Annotated in this window: 15 protein-coding genes and 1 pseudogene; all 16 read right to left on the bottom strand. The window is 34.8% G+C overall.

The genetic code is table 11. The features are described from left to right. Window positions 1–573 carry a dephospho-CoA kinase gene (gene coaE, locus EAI80_RS01650; RefSeq protein WP_129980707.1) on the bottom strand — a complete coding sequence of 191 codons (573 nt, stop codon included), beginning with the start codon at window positions 571–573 and terminating at the stop codon, window positions 1–3. Next, window positions 561–1,514: a Gfo/Idh/MocA family oxidoreductase gene (locus EAI80_RS01645; RefSeq protein ID WP_129980706.1), complete on the bottom strand. Its 954-nt coding sequence runs from the start codon at window positions 1,512–1,514 to the stop codon at window positions 561–563. Before EAI80_RS01645 ends, coaE begins: the two co-directional genes overlap by 13 nt. 2 nt (window positions 1,515–1,516) lie before the next feature. Next, a complete protein-coding gene (mutM, locus tag EAI80_RS01640) occupies window positions 1,517–2,329 on the bottom strand; it encodes a bifunctional DNA-formamidopyrimidine glycosylase/DNA-(apurinic or apyrimidinic site) lyase (protein WP_129980705.1) in 813 nt (270 codons plus the stop codon). Further along, window positions 2,329–4,932: a DNA polymerase I gene (polA, locus tag EAI80_RS01635; RefSeq protein ID WP_129980704.1), complete on the bottom strand. Its 2,604-nt coding sequence runs from the start codon at window positions 4,930–4,932 to the stop codon at window positions 2,329–2,331. Before polA ends, mutM begins: the two co-directional genes overlap by 1 nt. A 1-nt stretch (window position 4,933) precedes the next feature. Continuing rightward, window positions 4,934–7,999, bottom strand: a complete 3,066-nt coding sequence (gene dnaE, locus EAI80_RS01630; RefSeq protein ID WP_129980703.1) for a DNA polymerase III subunit alpha — start codon at window positions 7,997–7,999, stop codon at window positions 4,934–4,936. 78 nt (window positions 8,000–8,077) lie between these two features. Next, complete coding sequence (locus tag EAI80_RS01625; RefSeq protein ID WP_129980702.1) at window positions 8,078–8,797, bottom strand: lysophospholipid acyltransferase family protein; 720 nt, start codon at window positions 8,795–8,797, stop codon at window positions 8,078–8,080. Next, complete coding sequence (locus EAI80_RS01620; protein WP_129980701.1) at window positions 8,794–9,258, bottom strand: dihydrofolate reductase; 465 nt, start codon at window positions 9,256–9,258, stop codon at window positions 8,794–8,796. Before EAI80_RS01620 ends, EAI80_RS01625 begins: the two co-directional genes overlap by 4 nt. Further along, window positions 9,255–10,115 (bottom strand): thymidylate synthase, encoded by an 861-nt coding sequence (locus tag EAI80_RS01615; protein WP_202976586.1) that lies wholly within the window; start codon window positions 10,113–10,115, stop codon window positions 9,255–9,257. Before EAI80_RS01615 ends, EAI80_RS01620 begins: the two co-directional genes overlap by 4 nt. 119 nt (window positions 10,116–10,234) lie before the next feature. Further along, window positions 10,235–10,924, bottom strand: a complete 690-nt coding sequence (locus EAI80_RS01610; protein ID WP_192923982.1) for a hydrolase — start codon at window positions 10,922–10,924, stop codon at window positions 10,235–10,237. Between the two features lie 83 nt (window positions 10,925–11,007). Continuing rightward, window positions 11,008–12,327 (bottom strand): NCS2 family permease, encoded by a 1,320-nt coding sequence (locus EAI80_RS01605; RefSeq protein WP_129980699.1) that lies wholly within the window; start codon window positions 12,325–12,327, stop codon window positions 11,008–11,010. A 71-nt stretch (window positions 12,328–12,398) separates the two neighbouring features. Continuing rightward, window positions 12,399–12,908: a shikimate kinase gene (locus EAI80_RS01600; RefSeq protein WP_129980698.1), complete on the bottom strand. Its 510-nt coding sequence runs from the start codon at window positions 12,906–12,908 to the stop codon at window positions 12,399–12,401. After that, window positions 12,905–14,020 carry a chorismate mutase gene (locus EAI80_RS01595; protein WP_129980697.1) on the bottom strand — a complete coding sequence of 372 codons (1,116 nt, stop codon included), beginning with the start codon at window positions 14,018–14,020 and terminating at the stop codon, window positions 12,905–12,907. The genes EAI80_RS01600 and EAI80_RS01595 overlap by 4 nt, the downstream gene beginning before the upstream one ends. Next, window positions 14,017–15,093, bottom strand: coding sequence for a chorismate synthase (gene aroC / locus EAI80_RS01590; RefSeq protein ID WP_129980696.1), 1,077 nt, complete (start codon window positions 15,091–15,093; stop codon window positions 14,017–14,019). Before aroC ends, EAI80_RS01595 begins: the two co-directional genes overlap by 4 nt. Next, a complete protein-coding gene (gene aroA, locus EAI80_RS01585) occupies window positions 15,083–16,354 on the bottom strand; it encodes a 3-phosphoshikimate 1-carboxyvinyltransferase (RefSeq protein ID WP_129980695.1) in 1,272 nt (423 codons plus the stop codon). Before aroA ends, aroC begins: the two co-directional genes overlap by 11 nt. After that, window positions 16,354–17,412 (bottom strand): 3-dehydroquinate synthase, encoded by a 1,059-nt coding sequence (gene aroB, locus EAI80_RS01580; protein ID WP_129980694.1) that lies wholly within the window; start codon window positions 17,410–17,412, stop codon window positions 16,354–16,356. Before aroB ends, aroA begins: the two co-directional genes overlap by 1 nt. A 1-nt stretch (window position 17,413) precedes the next feature. Next, window positions 17,414–17,638: pseudogene (locus EAI80_RS01575) on the bottom strand (hypothetical protein); the annotation flags it as partial.

Raw genomic sequence — 17,638 nt, 5'->3', positions numbered from 1 at the left:
TCATTCCACCTCCTTTAAGACTTTGAGTATTTCTTTTTCTAAATCATAGTAGTTTGTATTGTTTCTAATGATATAGTCTGCACGTTGTTCTTTGTCTTCTAAAGACATCTGATTTCTAATACGGTCTAATGCCTGCGTACGTGTACAATGGTCACGGGATAAGACTCTTTGAATCTGTGTTTCTTTGTCACAGCTGACCACTATTGTAGAATCACATAAATCATCCCAGCCTGCCTCAAAGAGTAATGGTACATCAATAAAAACAATGTTGTTTTTAGATTGTTTGATTTTTTGTACAATGACGCTTCTAATATAGGGATGTAGGATGCCTTCTAGATAGTTCTTTTCATTCTGATTATTAAAGATAATATCTGCAAGTTTCTGTCTATTGATGATTCCATTATCAAGTACAGGAAAATGTTCTATAACCTGTTTAAAAGCCTCTGTAGCCGGTTCTAAGGCATGACGTGAGATATCATCTGCATCAATGACTTCATAACCATGAGTGATCAGATAATAACTGACAGTACTTTTACCACTCGCAATACCACCAGTGAGTCCTATGACCTGCATATTGTTTCTCCAATACGTTCCATAAGTTCAATACAATCAATACTATCCTGATGACTCATACGATCACTTTCTACCTTAATATAGGCAATAGCTTCATGACAGGCTTCTATTTCAGTATGGAAATCATCGATATCATAAGGGATTTCTCCTGTAAAAGATTCACCATTAAATGAAATAACTGCTTTTGTAGGACGATAGAATGGATCTAGTGTGATAGTCCCTTTAGTACCTGTAATAATCATATCTTTTCTTACCGGTCCATCAAGTGACGCTTCCATAAAAGCTTTGACACCATTTTCAAATTCTAGAGTAATCGAATCGTGAACATCTACACCATGTTCTACTTTCACATCATTAGAAATAGAAACAACTGAACTCTTCACAAAATCTAAGACAGTCGCAATATTATATATACCTATATCATATAATGCACCACCTTGTTTTGGATCATAAATATAAGAATGTTCATCATAAGGTACAATGGATTGGAAATGGTTTTCTATAGAAACAATATCTCCAATAATACCTTTTTCTATTTCTTTATGTACTTGATTGATCATTGGAATAAATCTAGATTTCATGGCCTCCATAAAAAAGACATGATTTTTTTCTGAATATTCACAGAGTGTTCTTATTTCTTTGCTTGTCAAGGTGGCTGGTTTTTCTACTAAAACAGCTTTATGATGTTTCATTGATTCTAATGCATACTTGTAATGAGAGGCATGTGGCAATGCGATATAGACAATGTCTACATTCTCATCTTCTAGTAACTTCATATAATCATCATAGAGTTTTTCTGGATGATAGAGTTCTTTAAATTGTTGTCTTTTTTTTGGATTATGTGATGCCCCTGCATAAAAGCATGCTTCATCAAAATGAGAGAGACTCTCACAGAATCTCTGGGCAATTCTTCCTAATCCTATTACACCCCAATTCAACATATTTAATACCTCCGTTTCTGACAGTGAGGACAATAATATGTTCCTCTTCCTGCAATTGTGATTTTCTTAATAGGTCCCTTGCACTTTGAACATGTTGTTTGTGCATGAACAGATAAAGTAACCTGAAATAAGCCATGGATGCCATTGGCATCAAATGAATGGATGGTTGTCCCGCCCTGAGCAATGGCTTCCTTTAAAATAGTACTGGATACCTCTATTAATTCTAAAATACGTTTCTTTGAAAGTCTATCTCCTCTTGTACGAGGATCCATCCCCATTCTAAAACATATTTCATTCGCATAGATATTTCCTATACCAGTAAAAATAGACTGATCTAATAATAATTGTTTAATAGGCAAATGACTTTGATGGATACGTGGATAGATGTAATCAAAAGAAGCATCCATTGGTTCCTGACCTAAACGATTAAGTGGTGGATATTCACGATAGTGTTCTTTGTCTACTAACTGCATACGACCAAACTTTCTTGTATCGTTATAACGAAGATCTGTGCCATCTGTCATATGAAAGATAATATGATCATGTTTATCATAGGGTTCATCTTTCATTTTTATATTGTATTTCCCTTCCATTCTAAGATGAGAAATAAATGCATCATGATCTAAAATAAAGATCAAATATTTACCATGTCTGTCTATATCACAAATAGATTGATGAATGAGTGTAGTGACGAATGTCTCTACATCTCCATCAATAATACGTGGATAACGTACTTCTATAGAGTCAATTGTTTTATGAAGTACGAAGTTCTTTAAGGTTCTTCGTACTGTTTCTACTTCTGGTAATTCAGGCATTATTTTAATTCACACCAGTTCTTGGCATAGTTGCCTTCTACAATAAGAGGGACATCCATCTTAATGCAGTTTTCCATCTTTTCTTTTACTAAAGACATGACTTCTTCTAATTCATCTTCAAATACATCAAAAATCAGTTCATCGTGCACCTGTAAGATCATCTGAGATTTGAGATGTTTTTCTTTAAGTGCTTTATCTACTTCAATCATCGCAAGTTTTAGAATATCCGCACCTGTTCCCTGGATTGGTGTATTCATTGCATATCTTTGCGCCTGCTGGCGTACCATGAAGTTCTTATCATTGATTGTAGGAATATATCTTTTTCTATTAAGTAGTGTAGAGACATAACCCTGTTTCTTACATGTTTCTACAACTTCATCCATATATGTTTTTACTTCTGGATATGTTTCAAAATATTTATTAATAAAGTCTCTTGCTTCTGAAATAGACATACCAATATCTTTAGACAGTCTAAATTCACTCATACCATAAATAATACCAAAGTTAACGGCTTTTGCCTGTGAACGCATTTGTGGAGAGACTTCTTCATCCTTTACGCCAAATACTAAAGCTGCAGTATGTCTATGGATATCTTTGCCTTGATTAAAGGCATCAATCAAATTAGTGACATGAGCCATATGTGCAAGTATTCTTAATTCAATCTGTGAATAGTCAAAAGATACAAGATAGCCATTATGTGATACAAAGGCTTTTCTAATGAGTTTTCCTTCTTCACTTCTAACTGGAATATTCTGTAAATTTGGATCAACAGAAGAGAGACGTCCTGTATGAGTAAGAGTCTGTTTATAGATTGTGTGAATTTTGTTATCTGGGAATACCTGCTCCTGTAGTCCTTTTAGGTATGTAGAAGAGAGTTTAGTCAACATTCTATATTCTAATACTAATGGAACAACGGGATGGGCATCAATAATTTTTTCTAAGACATCCTGACTTGTAGAATAACCAGTCTTTATCTTCTTACCACCCTTTAATCCTAAATCTTCAAATAAAACCTGACCTAATTGTTTAGGTGAAGAGATATTGAATGTAGTACCTGAGATACGATAGATATCATTGGCTAGTTTTTCAATTGTTTCATCAAAAGCTGTATCCATTTCCTTTAATACATCTAAGTCTATTTCAGTACCTGCAAATTCCATTTCTCCTAAGATACGTGTGACAGGAAGTTCAATGTCTTCATATAGTTCATACTGATTTTTATCTTTTAATTCTTTAGTGACAACATCTTTAAGTTCATAAATAGCTTTGGCTTTAGAGACAATATGACTCGCTAAGATGTCATCTTCTGGAATATGCTTCTTTGCACCTTTTCCAAATACTTCTTCATCATATTGCACACCTTCATAATCAAAATGTGTACAAACATATTTAAGTTCTTCTTTAACAGCTGGTTCTAATACATAAGAAGCAAGTGATAAGTCAAATGTATAACCATTGATTTCTATTCCATTCCATCTAGAACCAATGACAGCACTCTTGATATCATAGCCATACTTTTTCTTATTTTCATCCTTTAAGTAAGCTAAGAATAATTCATCCTTTAATGCATTTTCATAAGAGATGAAATAAGCCTGTTCATCATTATAAATACCATATCCTAGAATAATAGAACGATGATAGTTTGTATCATAGATAGAAGGATAAACAGCACTGTCCTTTGTGATTTCAGGCATATGATCTACTATTTCTAGTTTCAATTCCTTTTTAGGTGCTGCTTCAGTCGTCATAGATTTAATCAAAGAATTCATATCATATTTTTCATAGAATGACTTGAGTGTTTCATAGTCATAGCCCTGATATGTGGCTTTTTCTAAATCTACATCTATTGGTATATTTCTTAGTATTGTGGCTAATTTTTTACTCATCAAGGCATCTTCCATACCTGCTCTGATTTTTTCACCCATCTTACCTTTGATTTCATCCTGATGTTCCTGTAATCCTTCAATAGTGCCATATTGATGTAATAGTTTTAATGCAGTCTTTTCACCAACACCTTTAATACCCGGGATATTATCAGAACTATCACCCATGAGTCCTAAGAAATCTCTAAACTGATCTGGCTTTAAACCATATTTATCAAGTAAAGTCTGTTCATTATAAATATCAAGTTCAGTAACACCTTTAACGGTACGATAGATTGTAGTCTGAGATGAAATCAACTGATTGGCATCCTTATCTCCTGTATAAACAGAAACTTTTAAGTTATTCTTTTCACCAAAGTCTACAAGTGTACCGATGATATCATCCCCTTCATAGCCTTCTACTTCATACCAAGTGATGTTATGAGCAGTTAGGTATTCTCTTGCAAGCGCAAATTGAGGAACAAGTTCCTGTGGTGTTTCTTTTCGTGTAGCTTTATATGTATCTAATAATTCATTACGAAATGTTTTCTTACCATAGTCAAAAGCAACAATGACATATTTAGGATTGATACTGATGATTTTTTCCACCATACGTGCAAAGCCATAGACACCATTAGTGGGAATACCATTACGATTGACCATATAGTTACCCGTATAGCTAGTAGCATAGAATGCTTTAAATAGTAATGAGTTCCCATCTATTAATATTAATTCTTCCATTTTATAACTCCTTTACTTGATTAATAATAAGAGATAAGCGATCACGGTATTGAACACGCACATTCATTTCCATAGTCTTACCTCTTTCAAATATATTCTTATAACGTTCATATTGGTTAGAGAAACAGACAAATTCTACCTGCCCTGTTTCATCCTGACCTTCAATAAAAGCCATTTCTCTTCCTTTCTTATCTACAATGGCACGCACTGAACTAATAGAACATACAACTGGTATTGTACGATCCATATAGTTTTCTACATCTATGAGATTAACTAAAGGATGTTTAATCTTCTGTTTTGCATAGACAATAGGATGTGTAGATATATAAAGTCCGAGTACTTCTTTTTCTCTTTCTAAACGTTCAAATTTATTTTCTCTGACTTCTTCAAAGATTGGTTTTTCATCGACCCCTAATTGTATATATTCCATCATGAGTGAAATATTCTTACGTAAATAGGCACGATTTTTATTAAATTCATCAAAAGCCCCTGCATCTATTAAACTTTCTAACATCTTAGATGAAAGAGAAGGTATACGAGCTAAGAAATCATACATATCTTTAAAGAGACCTTTTTCTCTTTCTTTAAGTATCATCTTATAACCTGCAGAACCTACATTCTTAATAGAAACTAATGAATAACGAATACCACCTTCTTCTACCATAAAACGTGAATAAGAGTAATTGATAGAAGGTGGAAGAATCTTAACTCCATAGCGTTTAGATTCTTCAATTGTGCGCATCTTACTAGAAGCAGAACCTGATTCATTAGAAAGAATAGATGCAAAGAAATAGAGTGGATAATTAGCCTTTAAGTAAGCTAATTGATAAGCCACATACCCATAAGCAACAGAATGACTCTTATTAAATCCATAGTTCGCAAACTTTTCTATCATCTGATAAAGCCTTGTGGCAACATCCTCTTTAAAGCCTTTTTTAATAGCCCCTTGAATAAATTCTTCCTTCATACCTGCCATCATGCTTTCATCTTTGCTGGACACAGCTTTTCTTAATATATCTGCACGTCCTAAAGAGAATCCAGCGATAACCTGGGCAATCTGCATAATCTGTTCCTGATAGATCATAATACCATAGGTAGATTTTAAAATAGGTTCTAGTTCTTTAAGCAAGTAAGTAATATTGTTTTTATTCTTTCTACCCTCTAGATAAAGGGGAATATTTTCCATTGGGCCTGGTCTATATAAGGCAATGGCTGCAACGATATCATCAAAGCATTCAGGTTTCATCTTCTTAAGTAATGAGCGCATACCACTTGATTCTAATTGGAAGACACCTGTTGTATCTCCACGAGAAATAAGATGATAAGTACGTGCATCATTAAGAGGTATTGTGTTAATAGAGAATGTTTTCCCTAATTTTCTTTCAATATCTTTCATAATATAGTCAATCATAGTGAGGTTCTTTAAGCCTAGAAAGTCCATCTTAAGGAGTCCTGTTTTTTCAATATAGTCCTTAGAGTACTGACTCATGATCATATCACTAGGACCAATAACTAAAGGAACTACATCTCTTAATGGTTCATAGGATAAGACAACACCAGCTGCATGCATAGTAATATTACGTGGTAAATATTCTACTAAGCTCATAGGCGCAATAAGACGTGAAAGAACTGGATCTTTTTGAATCATATCCTGGAATGAAGCACTTGTAGAATAGACTTCAGTAATACTTTTACGATGTTTAGGGGCAGTAGGAACCATCTTCGCAATCATTTCTAGTCTTGGTAAGGGGATTCCCATCACTTTTCCTATATCTTTTATCGCAACACGAGGACCATAGGTAGAAAAAGCGACAATCTGAGCCACATGATCATGTCCATATTTATCGCATACATATTGAATGACTTCATCACGACGATCATCCTGGAAGTCTACATCAATATCTGGCATGGATACTCTTTCTGGATTTAAGAAACGTTCAAAGAGCAGATCATATTTTAATGGATCAATATTTGTGATACCTAAACAATAGGCAACAAGTGAACCTGCGGCAGATCCTCTTCCAGGGCCTACGAGTATACCATGTTTCTTTGCATATTGTACATAATCAAATACAATCAAAAAATAATCATCATAACCCATTGTATGAATAGTTTTTAATTCATAGAGTAAACGATCTTTATAGTCATCTGTGATAGGCTGATTTTTAAAGCGTTGTTTCAATCCTTTAATACATAAATGTCTTAAATATGCCCCACTATCACCTGTAGGTGTTTTGTAGTGAGGAAGACCATTTTCTGCCTTTTGGATAGACCCATAACAGTTATCAAGCATTTCTTCTGTATTTTTAATAATATCTGGATAACGCCCAAATATCTCTCTGATTTCTTTTTCTGATTTTAAGTAACGGTCAGTTGTAAGTGGTTCATGATCCTTATTCAAAACTTCTCCTTTTTTAGAAGCTTGTAATAAATCTAATGTGAAAGCATCATGAGAATGCAAGTAACGCACATCATTACCCCAGATACAGGGAATATCTAAGAATTGAGCATATTTAATAAGTGTTTGGTTACGAAGTGAATGTCCTTTAATCCCATCTTCTACAATCATAATACGATAAGAGGCACCAAAAAAACTCTTCATAGTCTTCATAAAGCTCATTACTGGTCGTTCTGTTTGTGCATGTGTTAATAAATCTTCTTTACTTGTTGCTTCTTGTTCAATGAGTCTATCTTCATATTCATGAGAAACAATATAAAGATGATCACGATAGTTGGATAAAGCTTTCAATGTGATAGCTTTATTCTCATTGAGATTAATATCACTCACAATACGTACTAAGTCTTTATAACCTACATCATCACGTGCATAAAGTAATAAATGTATTAAATCATCATTAAACATTATAGAGGCATTCACACCTAGTATTGGTTTAATTGAAGCTTTTGTACATGCTTCATAGAATTCATAGGCCCCATACATGTTATTATCATCTGTTAAGGCAAGAGCCTGGATATGTTTTGATTTTGCGTTGTCTATAAGAGATTGAATAAGTATTGTACTCTCCTGAAAGCTATAAGCACTTTTAATCTGTAAGTGTCCAAACATAGGATCCTCTCCTTCCTTGTTCACCCATTATACCAAATTATCCCTTCTATTTATAGTTTCATGAAAAAAAGAACATACCTAAGCACGTTCTTCGAGTTCATTCATTTTAGTCTGTATTCTTGTTTGTACAAGATTAGCTACTTCCACACTATTCATATCCTTATATTCTTCATAAGGGATTGGTGATAGATAATGAATACCACAATCAACTCTCTTAATAGAATTACTATCTAATACTTTAAAACAGTTATGCATAACACATGGAATAATTGGCACCTGTGCATCCATAGCTGGTTTAAATGAACCACCCTTGAATTCTAATAATTCATTTCCCTTTTTAGAACGTGTTCCTTCTGGGAAGATCACATAAGGGATACCTTCAGACATTTCCTTTTTAACCTGTCTCATAAGCTTCATAGAAGCTCTTAAGTTTGTACGATCAATGGCAGGATATTCCATGAATTCAGCCACATCTCTTAAGAAGATAACATCTAATAGTTCTTTTTTAAAGACAATCTTGAAAGGACGTTCAATACTGTCAAATAATGCAAGGATATCAAATAATCCCTGATGGTTTGGAGCTACAAAGAAACCATCTGTTTCAGGAAGATATTCTGTACCTGTAATAGTTAGATTAACACGTGCTCTTTTAGTTGCTTTCTTTAAAAGTCTTCTTGTCCAGTCAATACGATTTTCAAAAGGAATCGTATCCTTATGCTTCTTGATATGTTTTAACTGGAAGATCAGTACGGGTAATTCAAAGAAAAAACGAAGCACAATTAATATAAGTCTTTTCATTTTTGATAGATTTCTAGTGTAAATGTCTCAAATGGCTTTTCTTCTACGAGACGATAGTTATATTCAGAAAAGTCAGGGAAATATGTTTCTCCTGTATAATCACCAGGAATACGTGATAAAAGAATCTGATCACAATATGGAAGTGCCTGTTGATACACAGAAGCACCACCAGAAATAAAGAGATCTTCACCACGTTCTTTAAAAGCTTTAATAGTGCCTACTAAATCATCTACCACTTCTACTCTATCATCTTCAAAATTATGAGAAAGTACAATAGTATGACGTTTAGGTAATGGTTTACCTATTGCCTTGTAAGTTGTTTTCCCCATTAATAATGTATGATTGAGTGTTGTACTTCTAAAGTGTTTAAAGTCTTCACTATTGTGCCATGGCATCCCATTGTCTGTTCCCTTTTTCCCAATGAGATTATTTTGATCAGCTGCGACAATAATAGTAATCATACACTGACCTTGCCTTTCAATGGACCATGAGACTGATAACCTTCTAGCTTGATATCTTCAATCTTGAAATCAAATAGATTATCAATGTCTTTATTTAATACAAGATGAGGAAGAGGAAGTGGTTCTCTTTCAATCTGTGTCTTGACTACATCAAAGTGATCCTTATAAATATGTGCATCGCCAATAGTATGAATGAATTCTTTTGGTTCATAGCCACATACTTGTGCAAGCATACATGTAAGTAAGGCATATGATGCAATATTAAATGGAACACCTAAGAATGTATCAGCACTTCTCTGGTATAACTGACAGCTTAAATACTTCTTATCACTAGATACATAAAACTGCATAAGTGTATGACATGGTGGTAAAGCCATCTCATCTACCTGACTAGGATTCCATGCAGAAATAATATGTCTTCTAGAGAATGGGTTATTCTTTAAAGAATCAATAAGCTTCATTAACTGGTCAGTGCCTTCATTATTAAAGTTACGCCACTGTGCGCCATAAACTGGGCCTAAATTACCATGTTTCTTCGCAAATTCATCATCATTCTTGATCTTTTCTACAAACTCTTCTAATGTTTCACCATTGAAGTCTTCACTCTTCTTAAAGTCTTCATAAGGCCATTCATTCCATATTTTCACATTACGATCTACAAGATATTTGATATTTGTATCACCTTTGATAAACCATAATAGTTCTTCCGCAATAGGACGTAAATACATCTTCTTAGTAGTAAGAAGAGGAAATCCTTCACGTAAATCATAGCGTGTCTGATATCCAAATACAGAACGTGTACCAGTCCCTGTGCGGTCAGGACGGTCTTCTCCATGTTCTAGGATATAGCGACACATATCTAGATATTGTTTCAAATTCTATTCCTCCTTTTATGCATTTGACCACATGATAACACAAATAATCATAAATGGGATATACAAATACTTCTTCTTTGTATAAAAAAGAAGAAGTATTTCTACTTCTTCATCTGTTCACGATAGTTTTCCATCATACCTTTGAATATTTCAGCACTTGTAGGAGGGGTAAATGTCACTGCGTTTGCACCTGCTTCAATGACTTCTTTAATTGTGTCTTCAGTTGGTCCACCTGTCGCGATAATTGGGAAATCTTTATCAATAGCGCGTAGTGCCTTGACGATTTCTACTGTTTGTTTTCCACCAGATACGTTGATGATTCTCGCACCACTATGTAACATACGTTCTTCTAAGTCTTCATCTAGTGATACTACAGTTAAAACAATAGGAATATCTACTAGACGCGATAATTCTCTGATCATTTCTGTATGTACGGGAGCATTGAGTACAACAGCAGCTGCACCATGTAATTCTGCATCCAAAGCAATCTTGAATACTCTTGCACCATTAGTAGTACCTCCACCTACTCCTACAAAGACTGGTTGTCTAGCGACACCAATAATCGCATTGGTGATCTGAATAGTAGGTGTAAAAGGATAAACAGAAAGGATGGCATCAGCGTTATTATTCGCAATAAGTGCAACATCCGTACTAAATAGTAAGCTTTTTATACGTCTTCCATTCACATTAATACCACTGGCTTTGTACATCACTTCTGGTACTTCTACAGTATGTTTTAATGTGGACTGTATTCTTGGTGTTATTTTAGGGGTTTTCATTAAATCATTCATATTTTTCTCACTCCTTTGCGTATTATTGTACTCACGTTTTAAAAACATTATATGAACAAAAGAAAAAACCAGCGATGCTGGTTTTAGATTAAGAATGCGAAATATGCGATAAATAGCAAGAATAATACCCAGACCATCTTGTTGATGTCTTTAGCCTGACCTGTCGCAATCATACTGATAACATAAACGATGAATCCTAATGCGATACCATTACTAATTGAATATCCAAGAATCATAAAGATGATGGTCACAAAACCACTTGCCGCAAAGATCAAGTTATCCCACTTGATATCCTTTAACTGTGACGCCATTAAGATACCAACGATAACTAATGCTGGGGCAGTAACTGCATCAGTGATCATAGATAATACCGGATAGAAGAATACTGTTAATAAGAAACAGATACCTGTTGTACATGCAGTTAAGCCAGTACGTCCTCCTACTCCAACACCTGAAGTAGATTCTACGAAAGATGTCACTGTAGAAGTACCAATCATTGAACCAAATACAGTACCTACAGCATCTGCAAGTAATGCACGTTCAACATTCACTAATTCACCATTTTCATCAATCAAATCAGCTTTAGATGCAACAGCTACTAATGTACCGGCTGTATCAAAGAAGTCTACAAATAATAATGAGAAAATTGCAACGATACACTGTGGATGAGTGAACATTTCGTTGAACCCTCTCACAAAAGCACCTACTAAACTGAAATCAAAGTTCACTGATACAAGTTTAGAAGGTAACTGTGGCATACCTTTTAGTCCAAAGAACGAACCAAATACAACACCAACTACCGCAGTAATGATTAAGCCATAAAATACGGCTGCTGGCTTATTCTTTACTAATAATACTAATGTGATGATGATTCCAAATAAAGCAAGCAATACTGTTGGATTCTTAAAGTTTCCTAGTGATACAAATGTAGATTCACTTGCCACTACGATACCTGCATTCTTTAAACCTACAAAGGCTACAAAGAAACCAATACCCGCACCAATCGCAAGTTTTAACTGTACAGGAATCGCATTAATAATCATACGACGGATGTTTGTCACTGTAATGATGACAAAGATGATACCTGATACAAATACGCAGGCTAATGCGCCTTCTGGTGATAATCCCATCTGTCCTACAATTGTATAAGTGAATAATGCGTTAACCCCCATCCCTGGTGCAAGAGAGACTGGGTAGTTTGCCATTAATCCCATAAAGATGCTTGCGGCACCTGCAGAGATTGCAGTCGCAAGGAAGACACCTTGATGACTCATGTGTGCCTGTCCTAGAATAGCAGGGTTGACTGCAAGAATATAGGCCATTGCTAGAAAAGTTGTAATACCAGCTAGTATTTCAGTCTTAACATTTGTCCCATGTTCTTTTAAGTGAAATAATTTTTCCATTCTTTTCTCCTCTCGAAACAAAGCCCTATTATAGTATATATTTACAATTTATGCAAATATAAAAAATCCCCTTAGAATGGGGATTTATCGTATTTCTTCATGATATCTAGAATGGTATCTATGACTTTTTCAAGTGAACCATCATTTATAATATGATAGTCACATGAGGACATATATTTATCTCTACGTTCTTTATCTAAGGCATAGAGTTTGTCTGGGCCATCCTTTAATAGAGGTCTGCCGCTTGGATCGACATCCTTCACAATATCTTCAATTGGACGGTCAATATAGAAAACAACACCATTCTTCTTTAGATATGCAATGTTTTCAGGTCTTTTAATCACTCCACCACCAGTAGAGATGATTTTACCTTCAAGTTCTGATACTTCTTGACAACATATTGTTTCATTGTTTCTGAAGTAGTCTTCAGAAATTTGAAACATATCAGGAATGGACATATTAAAGCGATTCACAAGATAAACATCAAGGTCAATCATTTCATGACCTGTTTTTTGTGAAAGAATTTTCCCAAATGTTGTTTTACCACTTCCCATGATTCCAATTAAAACGATATTTTTCATGATTCCTTCCTTTCATAGTTACCAATCATTCTAAATGTATTGGTATATGTTTTGATTTCCTGTAAAGCACGCTGGACATGATCTTGATTCAAGTTGCCATCTACGTCTAAATAGAAATAGTATTCCCATGGAGATAGTGGGAGTGGTCTTGATTCAATGCGGGCCATGTTGATGTTATGTTCCCTTACAACTCTCATGACTTCATAAAGAGCACCGACTTCATGATTGACTGTGAAGACCATGCTGATACGATTAGCAGATGGTCTGATTTCATATTGTCTTGCGATAATGATAAAGCGTGTATGATTGCTTTGATCATTTTGTATTGCCTTGGCAATAATATCAAGATTATAGAGTTTAGCTGCTTCACTAGAGGCAATGGCACCGATATGTTTATCCTGTGCTTCACTGATATACTTAGCAGCCGCAGCTGTATTGAGATAGTCATGACCTTCAATGTGATGTGCATTTAAGAATTCAGATGTTTGTTTTAAGCCCTGCACATGACTATAGACATCTTTGATATCTTCTAGAGTGGCTCCTTTGATACCAAGTAGATTCTGATCTATTGTGATAGACTGCTCACCTACAATATAAAAGCCATATTGAGTCAGTAAGTCATAGTTATCATTAATAGCACCTGTAGAAGAGTTTTCTAAAGGGAGTACACCATAGTCTATTTCACCTTTTTCCAATGCCTGATAGACATCTTCAAAGTGAGGGTAGTTGATGCCTTCAATGTCTCCAAACCAGCAATTCAAAGCCTGATTAGAAAAAGATCCTGGAACACCTTGGTAACCTACTTTAAAGTTTTCTTTAATTTTAGTCGCTTCATATTTCTTTAAAGGAATAAAAGTAGACTGATAACTTTTAGAAAGATTCATTGTATCCTGGACAAATGTTTTTGCGTAAGATTCTAGAGATTTATCTTCTAAACGATCTACATTCTTCTGGATAACTTCTTTTTCTCTATCCTTCTGGAAGATCTGCATATCATGCGCTAATTTATATGTAATAACATCCTTAGAAACATGCATACGTTTTTCAAATAAGGCAATAATTTCCTTATCGATTGCATCTATTTCTTCTCGACATGTTTTTAAATCTTTCATAGTGCCTCCAGCATATCTAATACACCTAGTGCTGCCATAGCTTCTACAACGACAATCGCACGAGGAATGATACATGGATCATGTCTTCCTACGATTTCTAATTCTGTATTTTCATGTGTTTTCACATTGATTGTATTCTGTTTTAAGGAAATAGATGGGGTTGGTTTAATACCTACCGTAAAGAGTAATGGCATACCGTTAGTTATACCACCTGTAATACCACCATTATGGTTTGTAGAAGTTTTCACTTCTTCTCCTTCATAATAGTAGGCATCATTCGCTTCTGATCCTTTAAGTAAAGTAATATCATCTAGATCACCAAATGAAACTGACTTAACTGCAGGAATACTAAAGAGTAATGGTGATAAATGGGCTTCAATACTATCAAAGAAAGGATTTCCAACTCCTGCTGGTAGTCCAGTGACAGCACATTCAATCTTTCCACCCACACTATTGCCTTCCTTTCTCGCTTCTTCGATTGTTTCCTGCATTAAAGCATATACATCATCATGAATAACAGGATAGTCTTTTTGACTTAGTTCTTCTAAGTAAGATGGAGTAATATCTAATGGATAATGCGTATCCTTCACATCTTTAATAGAAAGAATATGTGCACCGACATGAATACCTTTTTCTTTTAAGATCTGTTTTGCGATAGCACCTGCAAAAACGATTGGTGCTGTAAGTCTGCCAGAGAAGTGTCCCCCTCCTCTCACATCATTAAAGCCTTTATATTTAATATAAGCAGGATAATCTGAATGTCCTGGACGCATATTATCCTTCAAATAAGAATAGTCTTTAGAATGCTGGGATGTATTTTTAATAATTCCACATAATGGTGCACCTGTTGTAAAACCATCTAATACACCACTGAGTATTTCTACTTCGTCTGCTTCTTTTCTTTGTGTACTCATTAGGTTCTTACCTGGCGCACGTCTTTGCATATCCTTATTAATGGCATCCATATCTAGCTTAATACCAGCAGGAAGATGACCTATTGTGATACCAATAGCCTTCCCATGGCTTTCACCAAATAAAGATAATTCGATATGATGTCCCCAATTAGCACTCATGATATTCACCACCTAGAGATGTGAAGTCTTCAAAGAAGCCTGGATAGCTCTTCTTAACACAATCCTTATCATCAATAGTAATTGGACCATTGGCACGTGTAGACAAAATAGCTTCAGCCATACACATACGATGATCATTAGAACCTGTTACTTCTGCACTATTATAAGAATCAGAACCAACAATAGTCATACTGTCTTCTTCTTCAACTGCATCAATACCAGCAGCTTTTAATAGTTCTACAGAAGCAGTGAGACGGTCACATTCTTTAATACGTAAACGTGATGCATTGATGATGTGTGATGTCCCTTCTACAAGACCACAAGCCACTGATACAACAGGCATCAAATCTGGACATTGTGAAGCATCAATAGTGGCAGGTTTGATTTTGTCGCAGACTACTTTAATACCCGCACTTGTTTCTACAATTTCTCCACCCATCTGTTCCATAATATCTAAAATAGCTCTATCACCTTGTGATGAGTGCATATTAAGATTAGTAAGTGTAATATCACTTCCTAGTAAATCAGCAACTAGATAGAAAGCAGCTTGTGAGAAGTCCGCTTCTACATTGTAATCACATGGTTTATAGTTCTGATTACCACGGATTTGGAATGCCTGATAATCATGATTAATAATTTCAATACCAAACTTTTCTAACATATCAAGTGTTAAGTCAATATAGCCTTTAGATTCTAATGGTGTAGTGATTTTAATTAAAGAATCACCCTTTAATAAAGGTAAAGTGAATAATAAACCACTGATAAATTGTGAAGAAACATTACCTGGTACTTCAAATATATCTGAATGAAGCTGACCATCTAGAATAACATCTAAACGTTCTGAGTCTTTTCTAAGGTATGCAATCTTTTGTTTATCAAAGATATCATAGTATACATCAAGTGGTCTTTGTCCAAGTTTTCCTTTACCTACAAAATGTACACGAGAAAAGTTAACGAGTGATAAAGGCATTAAGAAACGTAATGTAGAACCTGATTCATGGGCATCTATTTCTACTCTTCCTAGTCCTAAAGTAATAGAACCATCAATAATTAAAGTATCGCCTTCCTGTTTAATAATAGCACCTAAGGCTTTCATACCTTCTATTGTGGCTTCAATGTCTTCTGAGTAATCAATACCGCTAATACGGCTCATACCTGGTGCGAGGGCTGCACAGATAATAGCACGATGGGCTAATGATTTAGAAGGGGGAACCGCAATTGTTCCTTGAAGTGTTTTTGGTGTAATAGTGATTTTTGTCATTATATGTCCTCTACTTCCAGAATCATCTCTTTTTGATCCTTATGTACATAATACTCTCCTATTGTTTTAAGTAAAACAAAAGATAGTGTTGAATTGATGTTTTTCTTATCTAGATCAATGGCTTTAAGTAGTTCTTTTGTAGGGACATTGGCATGAGTAGGAAGGTTATAGTGACTTAAGGCTTCTTCTATACGTTTAGTAGTGCCTTGTTCACATAATCCTTTAAGTTCTGCGATACGGGTGATAGCTACCATACCGATTCCTACTGCTTCACCATGAGAATATTTTTCATAATGGAAATGTTGCTCGATTGAGTGTCCAATAGTATGACCAAAGTTTAAGCATAAGCGATCACCAAAATCATATAAGTCCTTTTCTACAACATCTCTTTTGATATCTACACATTTATAGATGATTTCATCAATGTCTTTATAAAGATCATCAAAGTCTCTATAACCAGCTAATTGATCAAATAGTTCTTTATCCTTGATACAACCGTATTTAATGACTTCTCCCATACCATCAGTAATAAAATGAGGATCTAATGTTTTAAGAGTAAGTGGATCAATAAGAACAAGCAATGGGTGTTTAAAAGCACCGACTAAGTTCTTTCCTTCAGGTAAATCTACAGCCACTTTACCACCTACTGAAGAGTCTACCTGTGATAATAATGAAGTAGGAATCTGTACAAACTTAATACCACGCATATAAGTACTTGCCACAAATCCAGCTAAATCACCAATAACGCCTCCACCTAGCGCAATAAGTAAATCAGTTCTTGTAATCTTAGCTTCTAGTAATTGTGAATAAATAGAAGGTAAAATATCAAATCTCTTAGATGGTTCTCCATGAGGAATAACTACTGTAGAGACTTCATAAGTATCTTTTAACTGATTGACTAACTGTTCTCCATAAAGTGGAAAAACGTTATCGTCAGAGACAATAACGATTTTCGCACCTGTGAAGACCTGGGAAATTAGTTCTTTTGTTTTATTTAAGATACCTTGTTCAATATATATAGGATAACTGTCTTTTCCTAAGTTCACATTTAATTTCATTTTAAATTTCCTTTCCAACAACCTTACCGATTTCTCTTAATTCTTCAATAAGTTTTGTATATTTTTTAGGCTTTAATGACTGAGCCCCATCACATAATGCATGTTCAGGATCATTATGTACTTCAATAAGTAATCCATCACATCCTGCCGCAACACTTGCCTTAGCCATTGGTTCTACTAACCACCATTTACCACCAGCGTGTGATGGGTCAATGATTACAGGTAA

The organism is Catenibacterium sp. co_0103 (assembly GCF_004168205.1).
Lineage (GTDB): Bacteria > Bacillota_I > Bacilli_A > Erysipelotrichales > Coprobacillaceae > Catenibacterium > Catenibacterium mitsuoka_A.
This window is presented reverse-complemented; position numbering and strand designations above follow the sequence as displayed.